The organism is Mesorhizobium quangtriensis (assembly GCF_040081925.1).
In the GTDB taxonomy this organism is placed as follows: domain Bacteria; phylum Pseudomonadota; class Alphaproteobacteria; order Rhizobiales; family Rhizobiaceae; genus Mesorhizobium_K; species Mesorhizobium_K quangtriensis.
Genome location: NZ_JBEBMF010000001.1, coordinates 1598949 through 1622711 on the forward strand (window position 1 = coordinate 1598949; position 23763 = coordinate 1622711).

General features: G+C 61.3%; 23 protein-coding genes. 8 read left to right on the forward strand and 15 right to left on the reverse strand.

The window, feature by feature from the left end; genetic code table 11:
- Window positions 1-37: 37 nt before the first annotated feature.
- Together ABMA32_RS07785 and ABMA32_RS07790 are read right to left on the reverse strand one after the other, a co-directional pair.
- Complete coding sequence (locus tag ABMA32_RS07785; RefSeq protein WP_349013125.1) at window positions 38-520, reverse strand: DUF992 domain-containing protein; 483 nt, start codon at window positions 518-520, stop codon at window positions 38-40.
- Between the two features lie 77 nt (window positions 521-597).
- The gene (locus tag ABMA32_RS07790; protein WP_349013126.1) at window positions 598-1785 is read right to left on the reverse strand and encodes an alpha/beta fold hydrolase; all 1188 of its coding nucleotides are present in this window, start codon (window positions 1783-1785) and stop codon (window positions 598-600) included.
- 176 nt (window positions 1786-1961) lie between these two features.
- On the opposite strand from ABMA32_RS07790, the gene ABMA32_RS07795 reads away from it, so the two are divergent.
- A complete protein-coding gene (locus ABMA32_RS07795; protein WP_349013127.1) occupies window positions 1962-2294 on the forward strand; it encodes a lysozyme inhibitor LprI family protein in 333 nt (110 codons plus the stop codon).
- 12 nt (window positions 2295-2306) lie between these two features.
- On the opposite strand, the gene ABMA32_RS07800 is transcribed toward ABMA32_RS07795, so the two are convergent.
- The 4 genes from ABMA32_RS07800 to ABMA32_RS07815 all read right to left on the reverse strand — a co-directional run bounded on the left by ABMA32_RS07800 (window position 2307) and on the right by ABMA32_RS07815 (window position 5820).
- Window positions 2307-2933: a glutathione S-transferase family protein gene (locus tag ABMA32_RS07800; RefSeq protein ID WP_349013128.1), complete on the reverse strand. Its 627-nt coding sequence runs from the start codon at window positions 2931-2933 to the stop codon at window positions 2307-2309.
- Between the two features lie 64 nt (window positions 2934-2997).
- Entirely contained in the window at window positions 2998-3783 is a 786-nt protein-coding gene (locus ABMA32_RS07805) for an ATP-binding cassette domain-containing protein (RefSeq protein WP_349013129.1), read from the reverse strand.
- A gap of 2 nt (window positions 3784-3785) precedes the next feature.
- Window positions 3786-4700 (reverse strand): ABC transporter permease, encoded by a 915-nt coding sequence (locus ABMA32_RS07810; protein WP_425475502.1) that lies wholly within the window; start codon window positions 4698-4700, stop codon window positions 3786-3788.
- Window positions 4701-4881: 181 nt separating this feature from the next.
- The gene (locus ABMA32_RS07815; RefSeq protein ID WP_349013131.1) at window positions 4882-5820 is read right to left on the reverse strand and encodes a substrate-binding domain-containing protein; all 939 of its coding nucleotides are present in this window, start codon (window positions 5818-5820) and stop codon (window positions 4882-4884) included.
- A 208-nt stretch (window positions 5821-6028) separates the two neighbouring features.
- Here ABMA32_RS07815 and ABMA32_RS07820 point away from each other — a divergent pair, with 208 nt between their 5' ends.
- Entirely contained in the window at window positions 6029-7132 is a 1104-nt protein-coding gene (locus ABMA32_RS07820) for a metallophosphoesterase (protein ID WP_349013132.1), read from the forward strand.
- Between the two features lie 3 nt (window positions 7133-7135).
- Here the strand turns inward: ABMA32_RS07820 and ABMA32_RS07825 are convergent, their stop codons facing one another.
- From ABMA32_RS07825 to ABMA32_RS07845, 5 genes are all read right to left on the reverse strand, one after another.
- Window positions 7136-8743 (reverse strand): carboxyl transferase domain-containing protein, encoded by a 1608-nt coding sequence (locus ABMA32_RS07825; RefSeq protein WP_349013133.1) that lies wholly within the window; start codon window positions 8741-8743, stop codon window positions 7136-7138.
- Between the two features lie 7 nt (window positions 8744-8750).
- Window positions 8751-9167 (reverse strand): type II toxin-antitoxin system VapC family toxin, encoded by a 417-nt coding sequence (locus ABMA32_RS07830; protein ID WP_349013134.1) that lies wholly within the window; start codon window positions 9165-9167, stop codon window positions 8751-8753.
- Window positions 9131-9505 carry an AbrB/MazE/SpoVT family DNA-binding domain-containing protein gene (locus ABMA32_RS07835; protein ID WP_349013135.1) on the reverse strand — a complete coding sequence of 125 codons (375 nt, stop codon included), beginning with the start codon at window positions 9503-9505 and terminating at the stop codon, window positions 9131-9133. Before ABMA32_RS07835 ends, ABMA32_RS07830 begins: the two co-directional genes overlap by 37 nt.
- A 95-nt stretch (window positions 9506-9600) precedes the next feature.
- Window positions 9601-10383 (reverse strand): hypothetical protein, encoded by a 783-nt coding sequence (locus ABMA32_RS07840; protein ID WP_349013136.1) that lies wholly within the window; start codon window positions 10381-10383, stop codon window positions 9601-9603.
- Between the two features lie 44 nt (window positions 10384-10427).
- A complete protein-coding gene (locus ABMA32_RS07845; RefSeq protein WP_349013137.1) occupies window positions 10428-11588 on the reverse strand; it encodes an isovaleryl-CoA dehydrogenase in 1161 nt (386 codons plus the stop codon).
- A gap of 54 nt (window positions 11589-11642) precedes the next feature.
- Here ABMA32_RS07845 and ABMA32_RS07850 point away from each other — a divergent pair, with 54 nt between their 5' ends.
- Window positions 11643-12107, forward strand: coding sequence for an NUDIX hydrolase (locus ABMA32_RS07850; RefSeq protein ID WP_349013139.1), 465 nt, complete (start codon window positions 11643-11645; stop codon window positions 12105-12107).
- On the opposite strand, the gene ABMA32_RS07855 is transcribed toward ABMA32_RS07850, so the two are convergent.
- Window positions 12104-13216, reverse strand: coding sequence for a pyridoxal phosphate-dependent aminotransferase (locus ABMA32_RS07855; protein ID WP_349013141.1), 1113 nt, complete (start codon window positions 13214-13216; stop codon window positions 12104-12106). The two genes, ABMA32_RS07850 and ABMA32_RS07855, sit on opposite strands and share 4 nt — an antisense overlap.
- Window positions 13217-13482: 266 nt before the next feature.
- Between ABMA32_RS07855 and ABMA32_RS07860 the strand changes: the two genes are divergently transcribed.
- The 4 genes from ABMA32_RS07860 to ABMA32_RS07875 all read left to right on the forward strand — a co-directional run bounded on the left by ABMA32_RS07860 (window position 13483) and on the right by ABMA32_RS07875 (window position 17000).
- Window positions 13483-14457: an aliphatic sulfonate ABC transporter substrate-binding protein gene (locus ABMA32_RS07860; protein ID WP_349013142.1), complete on the forward strand. Its 975-nt coding sequence runs from the start codon at window positions 13483-13485 to the stop codon at window positions 14455-14457.
- 11 nt (window positions 14458-14468) lie between these two features.
- Window positions 14469-15302: an ABC transporter permease gene (locus tag ABMA32_RS07865; RefSeq protein ID WP_349013143.1), complete on the forward strand. Its 834-nt coding sequence runs from the start codon at window positions 14469-14471 to the stop codon at window positions 15300-15302.
- A gap of 1 nt (window position 15303) precedes the next feature.
- The gene (locus ABMA32_RS07870; RefSeq protein WP_349013144.1) at window positions 15304-16056 is read left to right on the forward strand and encodes an ABC transporter ATP-binding protein; all 753 of its coding nucleotides are present in this window, start codon (window positions 15304-15306) and stop codon (window positions 16054-16056) included.
- Window positions 16057-16376: 320 nt separating this feature from the next.
- Complete coding sequence (locus tag ABMA32_RS07875; protein WP_349013145.1) at window positions 16377-17000, forward strand: ImmA/IrrE family metallo-endopeptidase; 624 nt, start codon at window positions 16377-16379, stop codon at window positions 16998-17000.
- A 275-nt stretch (window positions 17001-17275) separates the two neighbouring features.
- Here ABMA32_RS07875 and ABMA32_RS07880 read toward each other — a convergent pair whose 3' ends face one another.
- Genes ABMA32_RS07880 through ABMA32_RS07890 form a run of 3 tightly spaced genes read right to left on the reverse strand, consistent with a single transcriptional unit; the run spans window position 17276 to window position 22129 of the window.
- Window positions 17276-19825: a DEAD/DEAH box helicase family protein gene (locus ABMA32_RS07880; protein ID WP_349013146.1), complete on the reverse strand. Its 2550-nt coding sequence runs from the start codon at window positions 19823-19825 to the stop codon at window positions 17276-17278.
- Entirely contained in the window at window positions 19818-21464 is a 1647-nt protein-coding gene (locus ABMA32_RS07885; protein ID WP_349013147.1) for an Eco57I restriction-modification methylase domain-containing protein, read from the reverse strand. The genes ABMA32_RS07880 and ABMA32_RS07885 overlap by 8 nt, the downstream gene beginning before the upstream one ends.
- Complete coding sequence (locus ABMA32_RS07890) at window positions 21464-22129, reverse strand: DNA methyltransferase (RefSeq protein ID WP_349013148.1); 666 nt, start codon at window positions 22127-22129, stop codon at window positions 21464-21466. Before ABMA32_RS07890 ends, ABMA32_RS07885 begins: the two co-directional genes overlap by 1 nt.
- Before the next feature lie 152 nt (window positions 22130-22281).
- Between ABMA32_RS07890 and ABMA32_RS07895 the strand changes: the two genes are divergently transcribed.
- Complete coding sequence (locus ABMA32_RS07895; protein ID WP_349013149.1) at window positions 22282-23724, forward strand: GmrSD restriction endonuclease domain-containing protein; 1443 nt, start codon at window positions 22282-22284, stop codon at window positions 23722-23724.
- Window positions 23725-23763: the final 39 nt, after the last annotated feature.

Here is a 23763-nt window from a genome sequence, read left to right on the forward strand (position 1 = left end):
CGTCTTTCTTTGGCGTCAGGTAATTGTCGGCTTGAAATCAGTTGGTCGCGAAGAGTTCGATCTTCTCGACGCCGGCAGCGATTCCGACGCCTGGCTCACCATCGACCGCCAGCGGTTGCAGCGACAGGGATTCACCCGTGCCGCCGACCAGCACGTCGGCGCCAAGGCCGAGGCCCGCCGCAACCGAGGCGTCAACGCCGGCATATTTGCCGGCCAGCAGACCGGTGCCGCTAACGGGGCTGCCGGCGAACACCGCCCAGATCAGGTGACCTTCCTCGACAGAGCCGATCTCGATACCAAACTGGCTGACGGTGCCTGAGTAGTTCTCCACCGTGCCGTTGGTGTGGGTGAACACGCAAGTCATGGTCTGCTTTCGCACCAGGATTTCGCCGATGCCGATGGAGGTGTCGCACTTGAGCATGCCGACCTGGGCATTTGACCATGCCGGCGAAGCGAATGAAAGAGCCGTGGCCACGCCGGCCACGGGAGCAACACAACGAAGTATCGATTTAGCGTTCATCTTGATTTTCCTTGTCCGAGGCCCAGCCTTGAAGATCAATCCGGCGTCGTTTCGCGCTTTAGCCGGTCTTTTTGCTTTCAGCAATCGCTTGGAGGGGGGCTTCCAGCAAAACGGCGGGCGATCCATCCAACCGCAGCTTCCGCCGAATGCTTGGCAATGAAGGCATGCCCGACCTTGGGCACGACCATCATCTCGACCGGGCTGCCTGCCTTGCACAACGCGCGCATGTAGGCCTCCGTCACGGCAGGGCGAACGGTCGTGTCGGAGGTTCCCTGCGCCAGGAAGACCGGCAGTAGGCCAGGAAGGACACCCGGGGTGTTTTCCTTCATCAACGATTGCCACGGTTCGACCTCGGTCACGTCGGGCACGGACAGAAACACCGTGTCCAGCGGCCTTCCAGTAAGCTGACGCTCCACGAAGTCGAAGAAGCTCTCGATGCATTCGTTTGCGAGCGCATCGACCGTCGGCATGGCCTCGGGCGCGACGACGTTTTCGATCGGCGCGTCGAAGACGCGTGCCCACGACCACAGCGTCATCGCCGTCGGGTTCTTGCCGCCCATGGTGGCGAAATCGTCGCGCAGGAGTGTTGCGAGATCGGTTGCGGGTGCTGCCGCGGCGACGCCGACGAGTTGCAGTTCGGGCGCATAGCTTTTCGACAGGATGCCGGTGAAGAGAACGGCCTGTCCGCCCTGCGAATGGCCCCAGACTGCGTAGCGGCTGCCGGCGACGGCATCCTCGATCGCGCGCGCGGCGCGTACCGAGTCGATTACAGCATGCGCCTCGCTGGACCCGACCAGATAGGGGTGCGTGCCGGCCGTGCCGAGGCCTGGATAGTCTGTGGCGACGACCACATAGCCCTGGTCCAGCATCTGCTTCAGACCCTGGATGTCGTCGAACTTGTGCCGCGCGAGCGAGGGCGCGCACTTCTGCACGACTCCGCTGGTCGGATGCGCCCAGGCGACGACTTGCCGGCCGGTCGCTGGCGGCACGTTGTCGGGGACGACGACAAGAGCCGAAACCGCGATGGTCTCGCCCTTGAGGCCGGTGGAGCGGTAGAGGATGCGGTAGGCCTTGGCACCGCCGGGCGCGCCGACGACAGCTTCTTGGCGGATCAGCGTGCCGGGTGGGCCCGCGATTTCGCTCGCCGGCGGGTCGTAGAAGGAATTCTGCGCCGGGGATGCATCGGCAGAGGAGAGTGCCATGCCGGCGACGAGAAGCAAAAGGCGTCCGGAGTGCGGTGACAGTCGAGCCTTGATGGCTGGCATCTTTCCTCCTTGGCAAAGCCCCGGCATCTATTGGCTGCCACGCCCGGCTTAACCCGTTCAAGCAGCGCGGGACGATGGAAACAAGGCTGACTGCTGCGGTAAAAATGTGAAGGGATGGAATCGACGCCGGCAAGTCCGGACGATAGTCTCGCCGCAAACCGAAGCCGGAGATCGTCATGAAAGTCAGAATGAGTGCATTTGCGCTGGCCTGTCTGGCGGCTGGAAGCGCGCAGGCCGCATCCTTCAACTGCGCGCACGCGTTCCTGCCTGCCGAGCAGACCATCTGCGGCAACGCCAATCTCAGCCGGCTCGATGAGCAAACTGCCGGCATGTATTTCATCATCGTAGGAAGCGGCGCGCCGGAGGCGACCATCACCCAGGTGAAGGCGTCGCAGAGCAAGTTCATCGCGCAGCGCAACGCGTGCGGAACCAATGTCGACTGCCTCGTCGACGCCTACACGTCGCAGATGATGTATCTCAAGAACGAGAAGAGCAATCTCGGGCTTTAAGCGGAAGCGTGGTCAGGCCGGCGGGATGAATGGCTGGCTGATCTCGCGGAAGATCGGCATGGCCTCCAGCCGCTCGCAATGGGCATGCAGTGCCGGGTAATCCTGCATCGCCACGACGCCGTGCAGCGATTCCGTGACGTGGCGGATGGCGCAGGCGACAGCGATGTCGGCGTGGCCGATGCTCTCACCGAACCAGTGCTGCGATTGATGCTGGAGGCGATCCTCCTCCAGCATCGTCAGCGCGGCGGAGATCTGTCCGCGGCAGCGCTCGACCCAGACCGGCGATACCAGTTCGTGAAGCTGCTGCTCGTAGAACAGGCTGACGGCCTTGTCGGCCAGCCCGGTGGCGAGTCCTGCGACTTTCAACGCGCGGTGACGGTCGGGGTCGGCGGCGGGCCAGAGTGACCGCTCGGCGGGCACGATGCTTTCGAGGTAGCCGATGATCAGATGGCTATCGACGAGCACGTCCTCGTCGTCGAGGATGAGCGTCGGCACGCGTGTCAGCGGATTGATGGGTCTGATCCTGTGGGCGTCGGAGAAGACCGACCACGGCAAGTGCCGGAACGGCATGTCATAGAGCTTCAGCGCGATCGCCACGCGGCGCACAAAGGACGAGTCATATTGGCCGATCAGGATCATGCAGGACCTCCCGGGCGTCGCCCGAGAGTGTCATAGCTTTGAACGGGTCCGCAACCCGGGATTATCAGGAAACAGCGGCCTTTATGTCGGCCTCGGACATGCCGGTAATTACGCGCTCGACCTCCTCGACCGTGGACTTCTTGGGGTCGATGTCGTCGGCGACGACCTTGCCCCGGCGCATGACGACGATGCGGTCCACGACCTGGAAGACGTGGTGGATGTTGTGCGCGATGAAGATGCAGGAATGGCCGGAATCGCGCGCGCCCCGGACGAATTTCAGCACACCCTGCGTCTCGGCGACGCCCAGATTGTTGGTCGGCTCGTCTAGGATGATGAGGTCGCTGTCGAAGTGCATGGCGCGGGCGATCGCAACGGCCTGCCTCTCGCCGCCAGACAACGAGCCGATCGGCGTCGTAGGCGGTATGTCCTTGCTGATGCCGACGCGCTTCAAAAGCTCGCGCGCCACATTGTTCATGGAATCCTGGTCCATCCGGTTCAGGATATGCGGACCTTTCAGCGGCTCACGACCGAGGAAGAGATTGCGCGCGATCGACAATTGCGTGACCAGCGCGGAATCCTGGTAGATCGTCTCGATGCCGTTCGCTATGGCGTCGCTGGTGCTGCGCAGCTCGACCTTCTTTCCACGCATGAAGATGTCGCCGCTGGTCAGCGGCACGGCGCCCGACAGCACCTTGATCAGCGTCGACTTGCCGGCGCCGTTGTCGCCCAGCAGGCCGACGATCTCGCGCTCGTTGACATGAAAGTTCGCGCCGACCAGCGCCTTCACCTGGCCGTAGGATTTGTGGATGTCGACCATCCGGACGAGGGGCTGGGTTCCTGTGTTTGGCATGGTCATGTCCCCGCCTTGTGACGGCGTTCGAGCCAGGAGTGCAGCGCCATCATGCCAAGGATGATCGCGCCGATGAAGATGTTGTAGGCGAGGCCCGGCACGCCGATCATGATGATGCCGTTGCGCATGAGGCGCAGGATGAAGATACCGATCACGGTTCCGATGATGGTGCCGCGGCCGCCCATCAGCGCTGTGCCGCCGATGACCACCATGGCGATGACCTCGAGCTCGTAGCCGGTGCCGCTGTTGGGGTTGGCCGACGACGTGCGGATCGAACTTATGATGCCGGCGAGCGCCGCCATGACCGACGACAGCATGAACAGGCCGATCTTGACGCGCGAGACCTGGACGCCGCGTGCCGCAGCTGCGTTGGGATTGCCGCCGGACGCCTGGATCCAGTTACCGACGCGGCTCTGGGTCAGGATGTAACCCAGCACGACGATCGCCAGGATGAACCAAACGAGCGACATGTAGAGTCGGAAGGAGCCGATGTAAAAGTCTCCGACCAGAAGCTCCGCCAGCCAGCTGCCGGTCGCGTTCCAGGTCCGCTGCGGGAAACCGTCGGTGATGAAGAGCGCCGTGCCGCGCACGACCAGCAACATGCCGAGCGTGACCAGGAAGGAGGGGATCTTCAGCTGCGTCACGAAGATGCCGTTGAAGAAGCCTATGGCGGCAGCAACGAGGATCGCAACAAGGAAGCTCAACCCGAGCGGCATGATTTCGGCGTTGAAGAGAGTCCACATCAGGACGGCCGAAAAGCCGAAGACCGAGCCGACCGACAGGTCGAATTCGCCCGAAGTCATCAGCAGCGTCATCGCAAGCGCGATAAGGCCAAGCTCGACGGTGAAGGCCAGCGTGTTCGATATATTCTGCAGCGAAAGAAAGCTGGGATTGATCGACTGGAAGACGACGATCATCAGGACGAGGAGCACGAACGGGCCGAACTCCGGCCGTGCGATGAAGCGCTTCAGGATCGAAGGATTTTCCACGTGGCCCGCCGATAGCTTGCATTTGTCAGGATCGCCCGTCGCGAAAAGCGACGGGCGATTGTTCGATCAGGCTGACGGCGCGGAGCGCGCCATCAGCCGAACAGGCGGATTACTTGCCGGACAGGATGTCGTCGTAGACCTGCGCGGTGTCTTTCTCGTACAACGCGCCTGTGATCACGTTGAACCCGGCCGGAACGCCGCCGGACTGCATGTTGGCGAGCGACAGCGCGACATAGCTGGTCGCCTGCGGGTCCTGCCACTGCGCAGCGTTGACGTAGCCGTTCAACACTTCCTGCGTGGTGTCGAGCGAGTTGCCCCAGCCGACGACCGGGATTTCGCCCGGCTTCACGCCGACCTGGTCCCATACGCGCTTGACCGAACCGGTGACGAGATCGCCGAGGCCGATCATGGCCTTGATCTTGGTACGGTTGGCGGTGAGATAATCGACCATGCGGGTGATGACTTCAGCCTGGTCCAGCGTCGCCTCGGTGATCTCGTAGGTGATGCCGAGCGGCTCGAACACGCTCTTTATGCCTTCCTCTTCCTGCACGCCGTAGGTCGCACCGGGGATTTCGACCGGCATCCAGACGAAGTCGCCGGACTTCACCAGGCCCTTGTCGACGAGATATTGCGCCCAGCCCTTGCCGAAGACCACGTTGTCGCCGCCGACATAGGCGTCGAAGCTGGCCGTCGGGTCCGGCGTGTTGAAGTTGATGATCGGGATGTTGGCCGCGTTGGCTTCCTTGGCGACCTCGACGAGGCTACCCGGATCGGGGCTGGTGGTCGTGATGCCGTCGGCGCCGGCCGCGATGGCTGCGCGAACCGCTTCCTGGTGAGCCGCGACGTCGCCGTTGTGAAACGAGGTATTGACCGTGTTGCCGGTGTCCTTTGCCCACATCTCGGCGCCGGCAAGGAAGTAGGTCCAGACCGGGTCGGCCGGGCTGCCGTGGGAAATCCAGTAGAAGGTCTTGCCGGCGGCCTGCGCGCCGGCGGTCGTTGCAAGCGCCAGCGCGGCGCCCATGGCGAGCAGTTTCAGTTTCCTGAGCATGTAAATCCTCCCAAATGAACACTATGCGCATCGAACGCAGCCCGGCAGAACGAACCTCCCTCGTTCAGCCGGGCGATGTAATGCATCCTGTTTCCTCCTGTATGACAAGCCTTCTCTCATTCGGCGTCTGGCTAAATGCCGAATCTATCAAAAATTGCATTGGCGCTGGATTTGCCCGAGCATGGCAAGCCGGAGGTCGGTCTTGGTCATGGCGCAGTGTTCAAAGTCGTCAGGTTTTGCGGTTGTCGGCCTGTCTTTCGCGGTCGCGCTCGCCGGACTTGCCGATACATATGGACAGGAGGCGAACCGAACCGACGTCACCTTCGTCTTCACCAATGACGTTCATGCCTGCCGGACCAGGGAGGGGCTGAGCCCGAACTGCCGCGAGGAGGGCAGGACCGACGAGAACTTGCTGAAGCACGTCCGCGCGATCAACGGCCTGCCGAAGATCGCGTGGCCCGCCGAGATCGATGGTGCGGCGACCGGGTTGCGTTCCGCAGGGCAGGTGATCGGCGTCCCTGCTGGTGTCATTGTCGGCGGCGACATGACGGACGACGGCGGCGGCCAGCGCGCCGAGCCGGAGGAGGGCTACCAACTGCTCCAGTTTGCGCAGCGCTACGAACAGGGCACGCGGGACGACCAGATTCATTTTCCGGTCTACACCGGATTGGGCAATCACGACCTCGACCAGGACGGCCCGCCGGATCGCCGTGACTGGTATCGACGCGAACTGCGCGACTACGTCGAGCTGAAGCACCGGCCGAGCCTGTTTTTTGCGCCTACGGTTCCAGCCGAAAACTACGACCCTGCGTCGGACTCCTATTCCTGGAACTGGGGCGGGGTGCACCTCGTGCAGTTGCAGCGCTTTGGCGGCGACACGGTAAAGGGCGCGGTCAGTGGGCTTCCATGGCTGGCGCGCGATCTCGCCGATAGCGCGACCGACGGAAGACCGGTGCTGCTGTTCCAGCATTATGGCTGGGACGCGTTCTCAACCGAGCGTTGGGACCTGCCCGCGCTGACCTATGACGATCATGGGGAAGGCCCGCCGCACTGGTGGAGCGAGGCGGAGCGGCAGGCGATGCTCGACACGATCAAGGGTTACAACGTGGTGGGGCTTTTCCACGGCCACGAGCACGACCGGGAATTGATCTACCGCGCAGGCGGAATCGACATCTTCAAGCCGAAGGCAGCCTTCCTCGGCGGCTTTGCGGTCGTGCGCGTGACCGACGACTTCATGGATGTGGCGATCGGGGAAGCGCAGGACGATGGCGGGGTGCGGTTCATGAGGGCTTTCAGCAAGAAGCCGCGCTAGGCGCTACATCCGCCAGACGCCGACCTTCGTCTCGGCGATCGGCGCGTTGAGCGCAGCCGAGAGCGACAGCGCCAGCACCTCTCGCGATTTCGCGGGGTCGATGATGCCGTCGTCCCAAAGCCGCGCGGACGAATAGAGCGGCGAGCCCTCGCGCTCGTATTGATCGAGGATCGGCGCGCGAAACGCGGCCTCGTCCTCGGCAGACCACGCCCCTCCCTTGCGCTCGATGTTCTCGCGCTTGACCATCGACAGGACGGTCGCCGCCTGCTCGCCGCCCATGACGGAAATGCGGGCGTTCGGCCACATCCACAGGAAGCGCGGCGAGAAAGCGCGGCCGCACATGCCGTAGTTGCCGGCGCCGAAAGATCCGCCGATGATCATAGTGACCTTTGGCACCTGCGCGGTGGCGACAGCAGTGACGAGCTTGGCCCCATCCTTCGCGATGCCCCGCTCCTCGTAGCTCCTGCCGACCATGAAGCCGGTGATGTTTTGCAGGAAGACGAGCGGGATTTTGCGCTGCGAGCAAAGCTCGATGAAATGCGCGCCCTTCAACGCGCTCTCGGAGAAGAGCACGCCACTGTTGGCGATGACGCCGACAGGAATACCGTACAGATGCGCGAAGCCGGTGACGAGCGTCGTGCCGTAGTTCGCCTTGAACTCGTCGAACTCCGAGCCGTCCACGATGCGGGCGATGATCTCGCGCACATCGTAAGGCTGGCGCGGGTCGGCGGGCACGATGCCATAGAGATCATCCGCCGGATGAAGCGGCGGAATCGGTTTCTTGAGTTGCAGCTGTATCGGCTTGTTCCGATTCAGGTTTCCGACGATGCGCCTGATGATGGCGAGCGCGTGCGCGTCGTCCTCGGCAAGGTGGTCCGCGACACCCGACAGTCGCGCGTGGACATCCGCGCCGCCCAGGTCCTCAGCCGTCACGTTCTCGCCGGTGGCGGCCTTCACCAGCGGCGGCCCGCCGAGAAAGATGGTGCCCTGGTTGCGCACGATGACGCTTTCGTCGGACATCGCCGGCACATAGGCGCCGCCCGCCGTGCAGGACCCCATCACGCAGGCGATCTGCGGAATGCCGGCCGCCGACAAATTGGCCTGATTGAAGAAGATGCGGCCGAAATGTTCGCGGTCAGGAAACACCTCGTCCTGATTGGGCAGGTTGGCGCCGCCGGAATCGACCAGATAGATGCAGGGCAGGTTGTTCTGTGCCGCGATTTCCTGCGCGCGCAGGTGCTTCTTCACCGTCATCGGAAAATAGGTGCCGCCCTTCACGGTCGCGTCGTTGATGACGATGACGACCTCGCGGCCGGAGACACGGCCGATGCCGGCGATCATTCCGGCGGATGCGATGGCGTCGTCATATATGTCCCACGCGGCGAACTGCCCGATTTCGAGGAAGGGCGAGCCGGGATCGAGCAGTTGGGCGAGGCGCTGGCGCGGCAGCAGTTTTCCACGCTCCAGGTGACGCTTGCGCGCCTCCTCCGATCCGCCTTGCTCGATTGTCGCCGACTTGGCCGCGATATCGGCGACCAGCGCTTTCATGCGTTCGGCATTGGCGCGGAAGGCATCGGAGGTTGGAGAGATGGAGGAAGCGAGAGCGGGCATGAAGCTCCTAGCGGATGAGTTCTACGGCGCAGTCTATATCGAGTGATGCCCAGATGCGATCCGCCGTGACGACCGTCGCGTTGAGGCGCATTGCGGTGGCGATACAGGCCCGGTCGCCCAGCGACAGAACGCCTTTGCGCGCCTTCCGCTGCAATTCGCCCGCGACGATGGCCAGATCGTCATCAAACCCGACCACTTCGACATTGGTGTCCTTCATGAAGCTCAAGGCAACCTCAGGCGGTACCTGCCGATCAATGCACTTGGCGACAACCTCGGCCAAATTCACACTGCTGATGGCAGCGCCATTCGCCAATCGAGCCGCGACCTCATAGCCGGGCTCAACCAGAACGACTGCCATGATTACGGACGTATCGATGACGCGGGTAATCATTCGAGAGGCGGCAGTCCGTGCGCCTTGCGCCATTCGTCCGCTTCCTCGGCCTCTCTGCGCGCTTCCTCCCTCCGGTCCGCGATCAAATCATCGACCAAGCTGATTCCGGGATGCCTGGCTTTGAACTCCTCGGCGAACACGCGCACGCGGGCCAGCGCGACCTCGGGCGAGGTGATGCTGAATACGCCGTTTTCGACTGACGCGGTTATCGTGTCGCCGGGCTTCACCATCATCGCGGCGCGCATGTCAGCGGGAATAACAATGCGGCCGGCGCTGTCGATCTTTAGCCGGGCGTAGGGAACAGACTGAAGCTCGGCGGATGCAGCGAGCGGCAGCTGCTTGTCCTCGGAAAAACCTTGTAGCTTGCGCATGATAAGCCTCCTGACGAGGTTTTACCACTCACGGCAATATCTGGCAAATGTGACGAGATATGGCAAACCAACCAAAAATGCCATTCGGCTTAAGTTTACCCCACGCGCCGCCTTTCCATCCATTCCTTCATGCGCGCTTCCGATTCCGGGGTCAGCGCATTGATGGAGAAGGATTGCATTGCGAGGAAACGCGGGCGGGCGAAGAATTCCTCGGGGACCGAGAAGCCGACGTCAGGCGGCGTTTCGTCGAGGTGGAGCGAGCAGGCGGTAAGCCTTGGGAAATGCGACAGCAGGAGGTGCGAGACGGTATCCTGGCTGAGCGGGCCGTCGCCGATGCCGATATCCGAGAAGACAGACACAGAAAGCGTACGCAGCCATTCGTGGCGTACGGGTCCTTTCAATGAGAAACGGCCGCAGAGTTCGAGTTCCTCAAGTTGCGGCGCGGCCTCGAAGATGTGGGTGATGTCGCCGAGCGAGCCGTAGAGCGCATGCCCGTTGAACAGCAGCTCCATCTCGCCCAGCACCAGCCGCTTCAGCGCCGGCAGCCGCGCGCCCTTCAGGGCCGCGATTGCGTCGGTCATGTCATAGCCGGAACGTTTCGCGTCGTAGTCCTGCGACGTGCCGATGATGAGCCTTTCGACGGTTCGGGTCTGCGGACCACTGACGAAGGCGCGGATGAGGTGGGCTTGCTCCGGTGCTTCGAGGAAGCAAACCCAGCTCGGCGCCTCCGGAACCGTATCAAGGGCGATGCGGTTGTATTCGGTGTGCGGCCTCATGCCGATACACAGGGCGCTGCCCGACATCGAGCAGCGCTGAAGGCCGTGACGGCGCAGCGCGTGTTCGAAACGGTTCTGGCGGAAGCGATCGAGAAAGCTCATCGGAGCAGGCTATGCATGCGGGTTGTCGGGAGGGATGACAGGCTCTACCCCTCCGCCATTATCTCACGGCCGATCAGCCAGCGCCGGATCTCGCTTGTGCCGGCGCCGATCTCGTAGAGTTTCGCGTCGCGCAGGAGGCGGCCGGTCGGGTAGTCGTTGATGTAGCCGTTACCGCCGAGCAGCTGGATCGCGTCCAGCGCCATCTGGGTGGCTTTTTCGGCGGCGTAGAGGATGCAGCCGGCGGCGTCCTTGCGCGTCGTCTGGCCGCGGTCGCAGGCGGCGGCGACGGCATAGACATAGGCGCGGGACGCGCTGGCGGTGGCATACATGTCGGCAAGCTTGCCCTGCACGAGTTGGAAGTCGCCGATCGGCTGGCCGAACTGCTTGCGCTCCCGGACATAGGGCACGGCCACGTCGAGGCAGGCGGCCATGATACCAAGCGGCCCGCCAGCCAGCACTGTCCGCTCATAGTCGAGGCCGGACATCAGCACCTCGACGCCTTGACCCTCCGCGCCGAGAACGTTGTCGAACGGCACCTCGACATTCTTGAAGACAAGCTCGCCCGTGTTGGAGCCGCGCATGCCGAGCTTGTCGAGTTTCTGCGCGATCGAGAAACCCGGCATGGATTTCTCGATCAGGAAGGCGGTGATGCCGCGCGACTTCCGCTCCGGGTCGGTCTTGGCATAGACCACCAGCACGCCGGCGTCGGGGCCGTTGGTGATCCACATCTTGGAGCCGTTCAGCACGTATCGGTCGTTTTTCTTCTCCGCGCGCAGCTTCATCGACACCACGTCCGAGCCCGAACCCGGCTCCGACATGGCGAGCGCTCCGACGGTCTCGCCCGTGCAGAGGGACGGCAGGTATTTCTCCTTCTGCGCCTGCGTGCCCCAGCGATTGATCTGATTGACGCAAAGGTTCGAATGCGCGCCGTATGACAGGCCGACGGAGGCCGATGCGCGAGAGATCTCCTCCATGGCGACGACATGGGCGAGGTAGCTCATGCCCGAGCCGCCATATTTGGGGTCGGCGGTAACGCCGAGCAGGCCTATGGAACCGAGTTCAGCCCAGAGATGGGCAGGGAATTCGTTGGAGCGATCGACGTCCGCCGCGATCGGCGCGATCCGTTCCTGCGCGAACCGGCGGACGGTCTCGCGGAGCGCCTCGATGTCTTCCCCGAGGCCGAAGTCGAGTGTGTTGAGATACATCGTTTCCTCCTGGCGCCATCTTGCGTCAGCCGCGGCCTGGAGGGAAGGTCGCTCATGGCGGCAAGAAGCGCGGGCATTCTGGTTTATCGAAGGCATGCTGATGGTCCGCAGGTTCTGCTTGTCCATCCGGGCGGGCCGTTCTGGGCCAGACGCGATGCCGGCGCGTGGTCGGTTCCCAAGGGCGAATACCGCGATGACGAGGACGCCGAAGCCGCGGCGCGGCGCGAATTCGCGGAGGAAACCGGCTGGACGATTGGTGGCACGCTGTACCCGCTTGGCGACATCAGGCAAAAGGCGGGCAAGGTGGTGACGGCGTTTACGGCGCAAGGCGATTTCAATCCAGCGACACTGCGCAGCAACGAGTTCGAGATGGAGTGGCCGGCGCGGAGCGGGCGCAAGGCAAGCTATCCCGAGATCGACCGGGCAGGGTGGTTTACGCTGGACGAGGCCGCCGGGAAGATCATCGAAGGGCAGCGGCCGCTGCTCGACAGGTTGCGAGCGCTGTTGGCGGCAGGCTAACCCCGCGCCGCCGCGATTGCCTTCGGCAGTTCCTCGGCGAAGATGTCGAGTTCGTACGGCAGGCCGACGCTGACGCGGATGCAGCGGTTCAGCACCGGGACCATCGGCTTGCGGATGAAGACGTCGCGCGCCAGCAACTCCTTCATGATGCCGAGCGCGAACGCGCCGTCAGAACCGCAGTCGATCGTGACGAAGTTGGTGGCCGAAGGTATGGGCGACAGCCCGTTGTCGCGGGCGATGCCGGCGATGCGTTCGCGCCCGGCTGCGACCTTCGCTTTCACCTCGGCAAGCCACGCCTGGTCGGCGAGTGCGGCTTCACCGGCCACAAGGCCCATGCGGTTGTTGCCGTAGTGGTTGCGGACCTTCTCGATCTCGCTGATAAAAAGCTCCTCGCCGATGGCGTAGCCGCAGCGGATGCCGGCAAGACCATAGGCCTTGGAGAAGGTGCGCATCCAGATGACGTTGGGCCGCGACACGTCGATCGGCACCAGCGCCGAGTCCGGCCCGAGCTCGCCATAGGCCTCGTCGAGGATCAGCATCGTGGTTTCGGGCAGCGCCTCGATGAAGCGCTGGATCTCGTGAGCCTCCCACCAGGTGCCCATCGGGTTGTCGGGGTTGGAGAGGTAGACCAGAGGCGCGTTCTCGCGCTTAACGGCGGCCAGCAGGCCGTCGAGGTTTTCGTGGTCGTTCTCGTAGGGCACCGCGACAAGCTTGCCGCCAAAGCCATCGACGTGGAAATTGAAGGTGGGATAGGCGCCGAGCGAGGTGACGACGGCCTGGCCGGGTGTGATCAGCATACGAACGACGAGATTGAGCAGCCCGTCGATGCCTTCGCCGATGACGACGTTGTTGCGGGAAACCTTGTGGTGGGCGGCGACCGCCGCCTTCAGCTCGAAATTATCGGGATCGCAATACATCCACATGTCGGGCGCCGCCGCGCGCATGGCGGCGATCACGGAAGGCGCGGGACCGAAGCTGCTCTCGTTGGCGCCGATGCGCGCCCGGAACCGCCGTCCGCCGCGATCACGCTCCTGTGCCTCGGGCCCGACGAAGGGGACCGTCGTCGGCAGCGCGGCGACAAGCGGGGTGAGAGCGGGACGAAGGACCATGGCAAGCTCCGGTCGGCGGCAAAGCGCCATCGGCGGGGTTTTGCTGCGAAACGAGGCGGAAGGCAATGGGCTTCGGTAGCGGAGGATATTGGGCCTCGCGTTGGCTGCGTAGCGCCGTTGCAGACAAATCGCGAAAGATTTTTCTAAGTGTGTAGCCATAGTTGGAATGCTGTGCGTTTCTGGCGCTTTGGTCCTCTCCTACCCTGTGGGCAGGATGGAAATTGTGTCCGCTGCTTCGGGAGATGGCGGACGTGGAGGGGATACCGATGTCGTTTGCCGCATTCTCGCGCCGTGCCGTTCTTGCCCTGGCCGCCGCTGCGTCTATCGGGCTGGCTTCGCCGGCGCTGGCGCAGGTCACCGAAATAACCGTCGATTTCGCGACCTACAATCCGGTCGGGCTGGTTCTCAAAAAGAACGGCTGGCTGGAGGAGAGCCTGAAGGAAGACGGCATCTCGGTTCGCTGGGTGCAGTCTCAAGGCTCGAACAAGGCGCTCGAATTCCTCAATGCCGGATCGATCGACTTCGGCTCGACCGCTGGCGCTGCGGCGCTGGTCGGCAAGATCAATGGTAACCCGATCAAGTCGGTCTATGTCTATTCGCGTCCGGAATGGACGGCGCTCGTCGCGCCGAAGGACAGCCCGATCACCAAGGTCGAAGACCTGAAAGGCAAGCGCGTCGCGGTGACGCGCGGGACCGACCCGCACATCTTCCTGATCCGCGCGCTGGCCGATCATGGCCTGACCGACAAGGACGTGCAGTTCGTTCTGCTGCAGCATGCAGATGGCAAGGCAGCGCTCGTGCGCGGCGATGTCGATGCCTGGGCCGGCCTTGATCCGATGATGGCGGCGGCCCAGCTCGAAGCAGGCGCCCACCTTTTCTACCGCAACCCGGAGGCGAACAGCTGGGGCATTCTCAACGTCCGCGAGGCGTTCGCGAAGGAGAACCCGCAGCTGGTGACGAAGGTGATCGCCGCCTATGAGAAGGCGCGGCAGTATTCGATCGAGAATCCCGACCAGCTGGTTGATGCGCTGGTGGAGGTCGCGAAGCTACCGAAAGAAGTGATCGCTCTCCAGATCGAACGCACCGACATCACCAACAGCGCCATCGGCGATGCGCAGAAGGAAACCATCCTGCAGGCGGGCCTCGCTTTGCAGAAAGCCGGCGTGGTCGATGCTGGCGTCGACGTCAAGGCCGTGGTGGATGACCTGATCGACCCGAGCTATCACCCCGCCACGAACTAGGGCTTTGCGACATGACCGTTGAGACGGTTTTGCCGGGGTTCCGGGACAATTCCAAGCCATCGCGCGCCACGGGTTCCAGCCCGTGGCGTCCGGTCGTTCTGGGCCTGCTGCTGCCGGTTTCACTGGCGGTGGGATGGGAAATCGCAGTGCAGGCCGGCTGGGCGGAAGGTCGGCTGCTGCCGCCCCCGAGCCGCATAGCGCAGACTCTGTGGTCGCTCTCGGAAGGCGGCGAGCTTCTGGTGCACATCGGCGCGACGCTGTGGCGCGTGGCTATCGGCTTCCTGATCGGCGCTGCCGCCGGTATCGCGGCGGGTGCGGCTGCGGGCTATTCGCGCATCTTCAGGGAACTCGTCGACCCGACGATACAGGGCCTGCGCGCCATTCCATCGCTGGCATGGGTGCCGCTGTTCATCCTCTGGCTCGGCATCTTCGAGGAATCGAAAGTCGCGCTGATCGCCGTCGGCGTCTTCTTTCCCGTCTATCTCGGCGTCACCGCCTCAGTGCTCGGCGTCGACCGCAAGATCGTCGAGGTCGGTCGCATCTTCCGGCTCAAGGGTTTCGCGCTGGTGCGCCGCATCCTCGTGCCGGCGATCCTGCCCAATGTCGTGCTGGCGCTGCGCACCGGGCTCGGCCTCGGCTGGATGTTCGTGGTGGCCGCCGAGATCATGGGTGCGGCGGAGGGGCTCGGCTATCTGCTGGTCGATGGCCAGCAACTCGGCAAGCCGGACCAGATCGTCGCGGCCATCCTGGTGTTCGCGGTCATCGGCAAGATCACCGACGCGCTGATCGTCGCCGCGAGCGCGCCGTTCCTTCGCTGGCAGGATTCTTACGGGGCGGGCAACTGACATGCTTGAGCTGCGCCATCTGTCAAAAGTCTATCCGAACGGCACGAGCGCCTTGCAGGACTTCACGCTGAGCGTCGGAGCCGGCGAGGCAGTCGCCATCATCGGTGGTTCGGGCTGTGGCAAGAGCACGCTCCTCAGGCTCATCGCAGGGCTGGAGCAGCCCAGCAGGGGTGAGGTGCTGGTCGATGGCGAGCGCATCACGCAGCCGCATCCGGCCGTCGGCCTCGTCTTCCAGGAACCGCGCCTGCTGCCGTGGCTCACCGTTGGCGACAATGTCGGCTTCGGGCTGGAGGGCGTGCCCGCAGCCGAGCGGCAAAGGCGCATCCACGATGCGCTGGAGAGCGTCGGGCTTGCCGAGCAGGCCGGCAAATGGCCCCGCGAGATGTCCGGCGGCATGGCGCAGCGCGTGGCGCTGGCCCGCGCGCTGGTGACCGGCCCGAGCGTGCTGCTACTGGATGAACCCTTCTCGGCGCTGGACGCGCTGACAAGGGCGAGCCTGCAGGACCATCTGGTAAGGCTGTGGCAAGAGAGCCGCCCGACGCTGCTGCTGGTGACGCACGATATCGAGGAGGCGCTGCTTATCGCCAACCGTGTCGTCGTGGTGCGTCCGCGCCCCGGGCGCATCGATGCCGTCTTCGACGTCAGCCTGCCGCATCCGCGCGACCGCGACGCTGGGGAGTTCGAAAGCCTGAAGCACGAGTTGCGCGGTGCGCTCGACCGCTCGCTGCGCGACCAGAGCCGCGCTGCGGGCTGATTTCCGACTTTCCGGTCCGCGAACAGGTCGCGCCGTCTACGAACGAATTTCTACCGATCCCGCCATCTTTGGCATGGCATTCGTATCGGCCGCGACCGAACAGGCGCATGGATGAGGCGTCGGGTCGTCCTTCCTCCCATTCGGATGCCCCGACGTTCCCCTCTGGAGGGTCCTGACCTTCAACATTGCCGGGCCTTTTGGCCCGGCTTTTTTATGCGCATATAAATCCTTCAGGCGCAATTAGTACCATATTTAGTGTTTGCTAGAGAAAATTTTACATCATATTGTTTGAACGAATCGAGCGGTGCGGTGTTGGCGCAATGTTGAATCTCAGCGAAGAGACTATCGAGGCAAGGGCTGGCTTGCTTCGGAATAAACTGGGTCTAGAGGGAATTTCCGCGCCGTGCATGCACGGCGTGCTTGAGGCGTTTGAGCAAAAGGCAAAAAGCTTCACTTTTCGTGTGGCGAACTCTGGCGAACTCGGCCAAGACGAAGCCCTGATGGATGAAGCAGCGCACACGCTCATAATTCGCGAGAGCGTACTGGACGACATCAAGGCTGGACGGGTGAGGGCAAGATTTACCGTCGCTCACGAACTGGGCCACTATCTCCTAGGTCACAAGGGGATGAAGCAGCGAACCAAAAGACTTACAGCGTATCCGACAGCGCGTGACCGTATTGAAGAAGAAGAGGCTAATGTCTTCGCCTCGTATTTTCTCGTGCCGACGCGGCTAGCTTGGGACGCGATCAGTCCAGAGGACATTGCAATGAGATTTCAAGTGAGTTCTCAGGTGGCAGAGATAGCATTCGAACGAATTTGTCGTGCGAAAAGGAAGTTCAGCGGTCAGCTTCGTCGTCCACCTGACACAGTCGTTGACTTCCTGAAAGAAGCAAAGAAGCGCGGCCATCCCGTCCGCTCTAACCTATCTGATTTTGATGACTGAGAAAGTTTCAAGCCCATTGTCGATAGGTCTGTCGTCAGCGCAAAAATGATCCTCTGTAATCCAGCGCTCGCGTTATGGCGCAAATCACAAGCAAAGTACTGACAGGCTTAACTTATTGATCCCGTTGGTAGTCGGGATGGAATGGTGCCAGAAGAGGCATCGAAGTCACTCGATAAACATCTGTTTTGGCTATGTTTTTGGTGAAAAGATTTCCAACATACCAACAAATATACCAACAAACCCGCTCTTGTTGGCACTTCGGCGCTTGATCCGAGCTAATCCCTGGCCACGACCGTGTCATAGAGGCCGATGTGGGTCAGCCCTTCGTGGCTCTCGATCCCAGTGTATCGAAGAGACGCGTCCTCGTAGCGGCGGAAGGCAAACACTGCCTGGTTCATCTGCTCGGTATTGAACACCTTAAGATTCACCAGCAGGTGGAAGTCCTTGACGGTCAGACCGGTGACCGCGAGGAACAGGTCCGGCTCAAGTCGCGTGATTACATCCTGCAACGTGTTCTCGCGGAAATCGGTTAGATACATGAAGGCCGGGATGCGCGTCGCGAACTTGATCAGCTTCTCCTGCACCAGCTTGCGTTTGGATTTGTATTCCTTCTCCTCGGCGGTGAGTTCATCCTTTTCCTTCTTGGTCAGCTGGCCGTCCTTGGCCTTCTTTTTGAGCTCCTTGACCCGTTCGCTCTTGTTGATGATCGTCTCGATGACGTTGTCGCCCAGCGACCGCCAGCCCTCAATCCTTTCGACCGCTGCCATTGCATCCGCGTTGTCCATGATGCGACGCAACGTATCGTTGTCGACGTTGACTAGGAGCGCACTCTCCCACTTGCGGGCCAGCAGAGTGGCTGAGGTCCCGGCCATCGCGATATCGAGAATGCCGCCGGCGTCGATCTGAGTCATATTGGCGCCGTCATAGGCAAGGACCGGCAGGAACGACACCAGGTCACGCACGGCGTTCTCGGGATTTGCCTCGCCCGGCGAGAGGCCGATCGCGTAGTCCGACAGTTGCCGCAATGCGCGTGTCGGCGCGAAGTCGAAAACAAAACAAACCGGCTTGAGGATCTGCTCTGCGTTCGGATCGTCGCCGTTCGGGTTCTTGATCGACCAAGGCGACTGCACGCGGAACGCGGCCTGAAAATAGGTTTCCGGGCTCTTGAGATTGCGCAGCATCAGCATCGATGACCACTGCGGCACGGTCACGCCGGTTGTGAGCTTGCCGCAGGAGAGCGTGATGGTTTTCGTGTCGAAGCCGCTGCCAATCGCCTTGCGCACGGGCTCAAGCGCCTTGAGGCCGATGCCCGCTTCGGCTCCTGCTGCAACCACCACCTTATATTCGTGCCAGAACGTGTTGTGCTTTTCCGCAAGCAGATTTGCCATCGCGTGGCAGGCAGCTACATCCGGCAGAAACCAGAACGCGTGCTGGAGATATGGCAACAGCCGGATATCGGAGTATGGGAAGGGCGGTCGGGAACCGGTCTTGAGATGCTCGATCGTATTGGGTGTGTATCCGCCGCGAATGATCTCAAGCCACTTCTGCACATCGCGCTTGTGCGTGAACCGGGCTTTATCTCCACGTCCGGTGGCCTCAAAGAACGCGTTGAGGTCGAACTCGTCGAACTCCCCGGAACTCGCGATCGCTAAGAGTTCGTCTGGCATCTTGTAGGTGAGGAGCCGCATCTGCGGCAGTGCAGCATATGGGTTCCACGCATCGGGCTTCCCTGCCGCGAAATCTTCCTTCGCCCGCTGCTCGTCCGTGTAGGTCCAGTTGAATATCTGCTCTTCGATGAACTCGCCGGTTGCCAGCGCCTTGAAAGGGGTCCCGGAGAGATAGAGATAAGCCCTGGTCGCAATCGGCAGGAACTCAGTCTCGCTTTCGGACAGCACGGCAAGATCGTCGTTCACTTCTGCCAGGTCTTTAGCGTAGCCAAGTTCCTTCCTCGCGACGGCGTCCTCTTCACCCTCGAACAACTCCTTGGCCGTGTCGCGCCAGGCGCCGAAATGGTACTCGTCGAAGACCACGAGGTCCCACTTCACCTTGTGCAGCCACTCGTTCTTCGGCTTTATGTTTCCGAACAGGTCACTTCCCAACAGGTCCTGAAACGAGCCGAAATAGACGAGCGGCTTTTTGGAGGAAACGGTGGTTGGATCGCTGACGGAGGATTTCGACAGGTACTGCCAGCAATCGAAATCGGCGTGGTTGTCCAGATCGGCCCGCCAAGCGTCTTCCACCGCAGGCTTGAACGTCACCACCAGCACGCGTTTGGCGCCGAGCCTCTTGGCCAGCTGATAGGTGGTGAAGGTCTTGCCGAACCGCATCTTGGCGTTCCAGAGGAAGCGCGGCACTGCATGCATGTCTTCCGCCCAGCGCGAGACGAAGTAGGCGTGCGTCGCCTGCACAGCAGCGGCCTGCTCCCGCCGCATTGGGAAGGTCTCGTGATGTGTGCCGGTGAGTTTCAGCCCCGTCCGCAATTCAGTGATCGCAGTGGCGACATCGGCGTGAGTGCATCGCATCCACTCGCGCGATGCGCCGATCGCCACGTTCTCGAAGCCTTTGTCGATCAAGCGCTGGCGAACGTCAGCGTCACGGAACACGGTCCCGTCGTCTCGTTCCGCTACGGCATCGATGTGGAGCGTATAGCGCTGCTGCATCTGCCCTTGTGACTGGCGGATGCGTGCATTGACGTCGCTCAAGGTAGTCTGGCCGACCTTGATCAGACCTATATAGGCGGCGGGCGGGTCGTTCGGTGTCCAGGCATAAATTCGAAGCCTTGCGGCGGGCTTGGGCGCGAGGATTTCGTCAATGGACTTAGTCATCGTCGCTTATAATCACCTCGTCCGTGGCGCGACCGGTGATGTCCATTGGGCGGACGATCTTTTCGATGAACGCGATCTCTTCCGCAGTGAGATCGTATTTATCGTAAAGGTCGACGTCCGCCCATTGCCTATTCCAATCTTGAGTCGGAACGAAAGTATAGACCTTGCGAGTTGTATGTTGCGATGACTTGTGTAGCAAAATGAGCAAGCGTGTTAGTCGGCACGCAAGATAGGACAACGCGCTTTCCGCCTGTCGCCGCGTTTCGAAAGGTCCAATACTGAGGTAAGTTTCAGAAGAAATGCTACCTGGTTCTCCGATGAAAGGAGTACTTATTATCTTGTGAGGATAGGTGTCGCGGTTTCCAGTTCCCGGCGCCGCGTAGCTCACGAAAATTTTGTATCTGTCTATCAGATCAAGACCGGTCGCGACCAAGCTGCGAGGTATGTAACCGATACCGCCGTTCTGATAGACTAAGACATCTCCACGAGACCTTTTCGGCTTTCCCTTAAAGAAGGTTCTCAGGCCGAAAGCCCTCGCTGAACTCACCAGCCTGTCGAAGCGCTGGTCCTCTGGAAGCGAAAGAGTATCTGTTTGTCCGGTCTCGACGGCGATCACTTTCCGCAAAATGGAAAGCCCTTCGTTGAACCTAATGAAGACGTCAGCTCCATTCTCCACGAGCGATCTATTGGCAACCGATACCGGCCAGTCCTTGAAATGAGTGGCGACTCGGCAGGGGCCGGGACTGTCGCGATCCCAGAGAAAATACGAGACGCCACCTTTGAGGCCGACACCGGGAAAGACGTCCGCAGCACTGAGGAAATCATCAATTGAACGTATTCGCGTATCGGCGAGCATCGCCTCTCTGAACTCGTCCAATCCTTTGCCGCCGGCGAACCAGCGCGATGGAATTACGAGAGAGAGATAGCGCGGTTCAAGGTTCTTTGCTTGCTCGACAAACAGATGGTATATCGGCGCTGCGCTGGTGCCATAGCCACCGTCGTCCAACTGATAGGGCGGGTTGCCAATCACCACGTCAAACTGCATTTCGCCTCCAAACAACTCGGCAATCCGAGCCTTGATATCTTCGGTGTGAATGAATGAGTAGGCGTGGGTTTCAAGCTTGTCGCCGCGTTCGAACGTCGCCTCGCTTGCTCCACAATAAGCGCACTTGCCGTCCACCCAAGAGTGTTCCGTGCGCTCGAACCAAACGTTCCCATCATCGCTTGCAAAGCCCTTTTTTGCGATTGAGTTCCTGCCGCGCGCGTGCTTCGAGCAGTAGAGGCTTCGTCGTGCCAGCATGCTGGTCAGATTCGTGATGCCGATGCCGAACACCTGCTTGGTCAGGATGTGCTCGATCCGCGCCTCAAGATCTGGAATCTCTGCCGCCAAACCCTTGTTCAACCGGCTTGTGATCTCGCGCAGGAACACCCCAGACTTTGTGCAGGGGTCGAGAAATCTTACCGCCTTGTCGGCCCAGATTTCCGCACCGCCATTGCTCGCTGCCCATGCCTCGGCCAACGTGTCCAGCATGCGGTTGGCGAAGTCGGGCGGCGTGAACACTTCGTCATTGGAAAGGTTCGCGATGCAGCTCAGAACATCTGGGTTTCGCCCGTGAAGCGCGAAGCTCGCCTGGGGCATTAGGCTACTTCCCCAGCGGCCTGGGCGCGGTCCTCGCGCGCCAACGCGGCCACCGTCATCGGCGGATAGGTCTTCACGGGCGTGAACACGTCATGCTTGCCGGCGTGCGTGAAGGGAAGGCCTTCATCGGCAAAACCCCCAGCTGCCCCGTAAAGCGTCAGCACGTCGTAGCGAAAATCGCGCCGCTGAAACTTGCCCTTCCCGATGTAGCTCCATTGCGCAAACACGATCGGTCGACCCTCGACGGTCCGCATCTTCAGGGCGTCGCCGTGGATCAGGTTGTGCGACAGCACCTTCGACGCGGCGCGACAGAGGTCATCATCCGGGTCGATCTGAAGATAGTCGGTGAGAACCTTCAGGACATTGGCGCGGCACTCGGCAACGTTGTCGGCGAGAAGCTCAATGCCGTAGATGCAACTGACCGCCACAATGGCATAATGCTGCTTCTCGAATGCCGACTTGCCGTACTTCAGTTCGACCGCCGCGAGCTTGCGTCGCAGGATAGGAACCAGGAAATTGCCGCTCCCGCAGGCGGGCTCGAGGAAGCGCGAATCGATGCGCTCGGTTTCGCCTTTCACGAGATCGAGCATCGCGTCGACCAACCAAGGGGGCGTAAATACCTCCCCGTGGTCCGCAACGCGCTTTTTGGACTTAATCAGTGTCATGGCAACCTGCTGCATTCTGCTTAAGGCGCAGCGCGGGTCTGCGCAAGCCAGATGACCGTAAGGCTCATTGGGACATCCAATTTGGAATCCAGTACCTTCACTTGCAGGTTGCAACGACAGCTTGCTTCGCTGACACTAGGAAATCGACTGCCGTGCGAGGGCTCGAAAATTTGCGAGGGGTGGAAGCCGTGAAATCAACGCCTGAACAATACGCGATCGCCGATCTCATGGAGCTACGGCGCGCGAACATGCTGGACGTGAACCAGGAATATCAGCGGGGCACGGTTTGGAGCGTCGTGCAGCAGCAGAAGCTGATCGATTCACTGCTCAGGGGGTATCCGATCCCGCTCATATATCTCCATGACATCAAGAAGGAAGTCGCGGGCAAGAAGAAGGAGAATTTCGAGATCATCGACGGCCAACAGCGGCTGGAAGCAATTTATCGCTTCGTTGAAGGCGCGTTCAGCCTGCTCGATCCCGTACAGGACGAAAAGAAGGCCAAGTTTCCACGATTCATCAAGCACAAGCCTTGTAGCTGGTCGCGGCGTACTTTTGCCGGATTGGAGGAAGATACGCGCCAAAGCTTCCTCGCATCAAAGCTGCCTGTAGTCTTGGTCGAAACAGATGATCCGAACGAGGTGAGAGACCTCTTTGTCCGATTGCAGAGCGGCTTGCCACTCAACGCGCAGGAAACTCGCGACTCGTGGCCAGGAGAGTTCACCGATTTCGTTTTGTGGCTCGGGGGAAAGCCGGGCATTGCCCGCTACCCGGGTCACGCATTTTTCCGCGAAGTCCTTGGAATGAAGCCTGGAGAGGATAGAGGCAAGACGCGCCAGTTGGCAGCCCAACTCGCTATGGTCTACCTCTACAGGCGCGAAAACCAGTCAGCCGAATTTCCGGACATATCGTCTGCGGCAATCAGCGATTTTTACTACAGCCATATCGACTTCGAACGAGATGGTGTCGAGGCGAAGCGGCTGGTTGCAATTCTGGACCGACTTACAACAATGCTTCGGGATGGCAAGCGACCGAAACTGCGTGGTCACGACGCGATTCACCTTGTCGCCTTAGCCGATGCCCTATGGGATGACTACGTGCCCACGTGGCAGGACAGCCTGCCTGAGGCGCTCGACGCATTCTTGCACCAGCTGTCGGCGGCAAAGATAGGAAAAGATGCCGAGGAGCCAAACGAGTATTGGAGCCGATACGCTCAGTGGACCCGGGTCAACTCGGATCGAGGCGACAGGATTCAGACAAGGCACGTCTTTTACCTAGAGAAAATGCTCCCGATAATTGCGCCCCTGGCGAAAGACCAACAGCGGGCATACGGCGAAGCCGAACGAACCCTGCTGTACCTGCGAAACGGCAAGAAGTGTGATGTGTGTGGTGGCAAGGTGCTCTGGGCTGAGGCTGAAGTGCACCATGTGGACCCGCATTCCAAAGGCGGGAAAACTGATCTCGACAACGCCGCACTCGTCCATTCCGGATGCCATCCAAAGAGCGATACCGCCGTGGAGGAATTCGCTGTGAGGTTCAAACAGGAGAAGGCGAAGGCGCGCGAGATTGAAGAGGCGCTCAAAAGCCTCGACCTTTGAGCTTAAGCCTTCGACACGATTATTGCCTTGCTGACCCGA

Bases quoted from the DNA above. Each gene is read 5' to 3' on its own strand.
- ABMA32_RS07865 (WP_349013143.1), top strand. From the start codon at position 14,469: ATGACCGTTGAGACGGTTTTGCCGGGGTTCCGGGACAATTCCAAGCCA.
- ABMA32_RS07875 (WP_349013145.1), top strand. From the start codon at position 16,377: ATGTTGAATCTCAGCGAAGAGACTATCGAGGCAAGGGCTGGCTTGCTT.
- ABMA32_RS07855 (WP_349013141.1), bottom strand. From the start codon at position 13,216: ATGGTCCTTCGTCCCGCTCTCACCCCGCTTGTCGCCGCGCTGCCGACG.
- ABMA32_RS07825 (WP_349013133.1), bottom strand. From the start codon at position 8,743: ATGCCCGCTCTCGCTTCCTCCATCTCTCCAACCTCCGATGCCTTCCGC.
- ABMA32_RS07890 (WP_349013148.1), bottom strand. From the start codon at position 22,129: ATGACACTGATTAAGTCCAAAAAGCGCGTTGCGGACCACGGGGAGGTA.
- ABMA32_RS07835 (WP_349013135.1), bottom strand. From the start codon at position 9,505: ATGCGCAAGCTACAAGGTTTTTCCGAGGACAAGCAGCTGCCGCTCGCT.
- ABMA32_RS07845 (WP_349013137.1), bottom strand. From the start codon at position 11,588: ATGTATCTCAACACACTCGACTTCGGCCTCGGGGAAGACATCGAGGCG.
- ABMA32_RS07830 (WP_349013134.1), bottom strand. From the start codon at position 9,167: ATGGCGCAAGGCGCACGGACTGCCGCCTCTCGAATGATTACCCGCGTC.
- ABMA32_RS07880 (WP_349013146.1), bottom strand. From the start codon at position 19,825: ATGACTAAGTCCATTGACGAAATCCTCGCGCCCAAGCCCGCCGCAAGG.
- ABMA32_RS07795 (WP_349013127.1), top strand. From the start codon at position 1,962: ATGAAAGTCAGAATGAGTGCATTTGCGCTGGCCTGTCTGGCGGCTGGA.
- ABMA32_RS07810 (WP_425475502.1), bottom strand. From the start codon at position 4,700: ATGATCGTCGTCTTCCAGTCGATCAATCCCAGCTTTCTTTCGCTGCAG.
- ABMA32_RS07820 (WP_349013132.1), top strand. From the start codon at position 6,029: ATGGCGCAGTGTTCAAAGTCGTCAGGTTTTGCGGTTGTCGGCCTGTCT.
- ABMA32_RS07860 (WP_349013142.1), top strand. From the start codon at position 13,483: ATGTCGTTTGCCGCATTCTCGCGCCGTGCCGTTCTTGCCCTGGCCGCC.
- ABMA32_RS07805 (WP_349013129.1), bottom strand. From the start codon at position 3,783: ATGCCAAACACAGGAACCCAGCCCCTCGTCCGGATGGTCGACATCCAC.
- ABMA32_RS07870 (WP_349013144.1), top strand. From the start codon at position 15,304: ATGCTTGAGCTGCGCCATCTGTCAAAAGTCTATCCGAACGGCACGAGC.
- ABMA32_RS07785 (WP_349013125.1), bottom strand. From the start codon at position 520: ATGAACGCTAAATCGATACTTCGTTGTGTTGCTCCCGTGGCCGGCGTG.
- ABMA32_RS07800 (WP_349013128.1), bottom strand. From the start codon at position 2,933: ATGATCCTGATCGGCCAATATGACTCGTCCTTTGTGCGCCGCGTGGCG.
- ABMA32_RS07885 (WP_349013147.1), bottom strand. From the start codon at position 21,464: ATGCCCCAGGCGAGCTTCGCGCTTCACGGGCGAAACCCAGATGTTCTG.
- ABMA32_RS07850 (WP_349013139.1), top strand. From the start codon at position 11,643: ATGGCGGCAAGAAGCGCGGGCATTCTGGTTTATCGAAGGCATGCTGAT.
- ABMA32_RS07815 (WP_349013131.1), bottom strand. From the start codon at position 5,820: ATGCTCAGGAAACTGAAACTGCTCGCCATGGGCGCCGCGCTGGCGCTT.
- ABMA32_RS07790 (WP_349013126.1), bottom strand. From the start codon at position 1,785: ATGCCAGCCATCAAGGCTCGACTGTCACCGCACTCCGGACGCCTTTTG.
- ABMA32_RS07840 (WP_349013136.1), bottom strand. From the start codon at position 10,383: ATGAGCTTTCTCGATCGCTTCCGCCAGAACCGTTTCGAACACGCGCTG.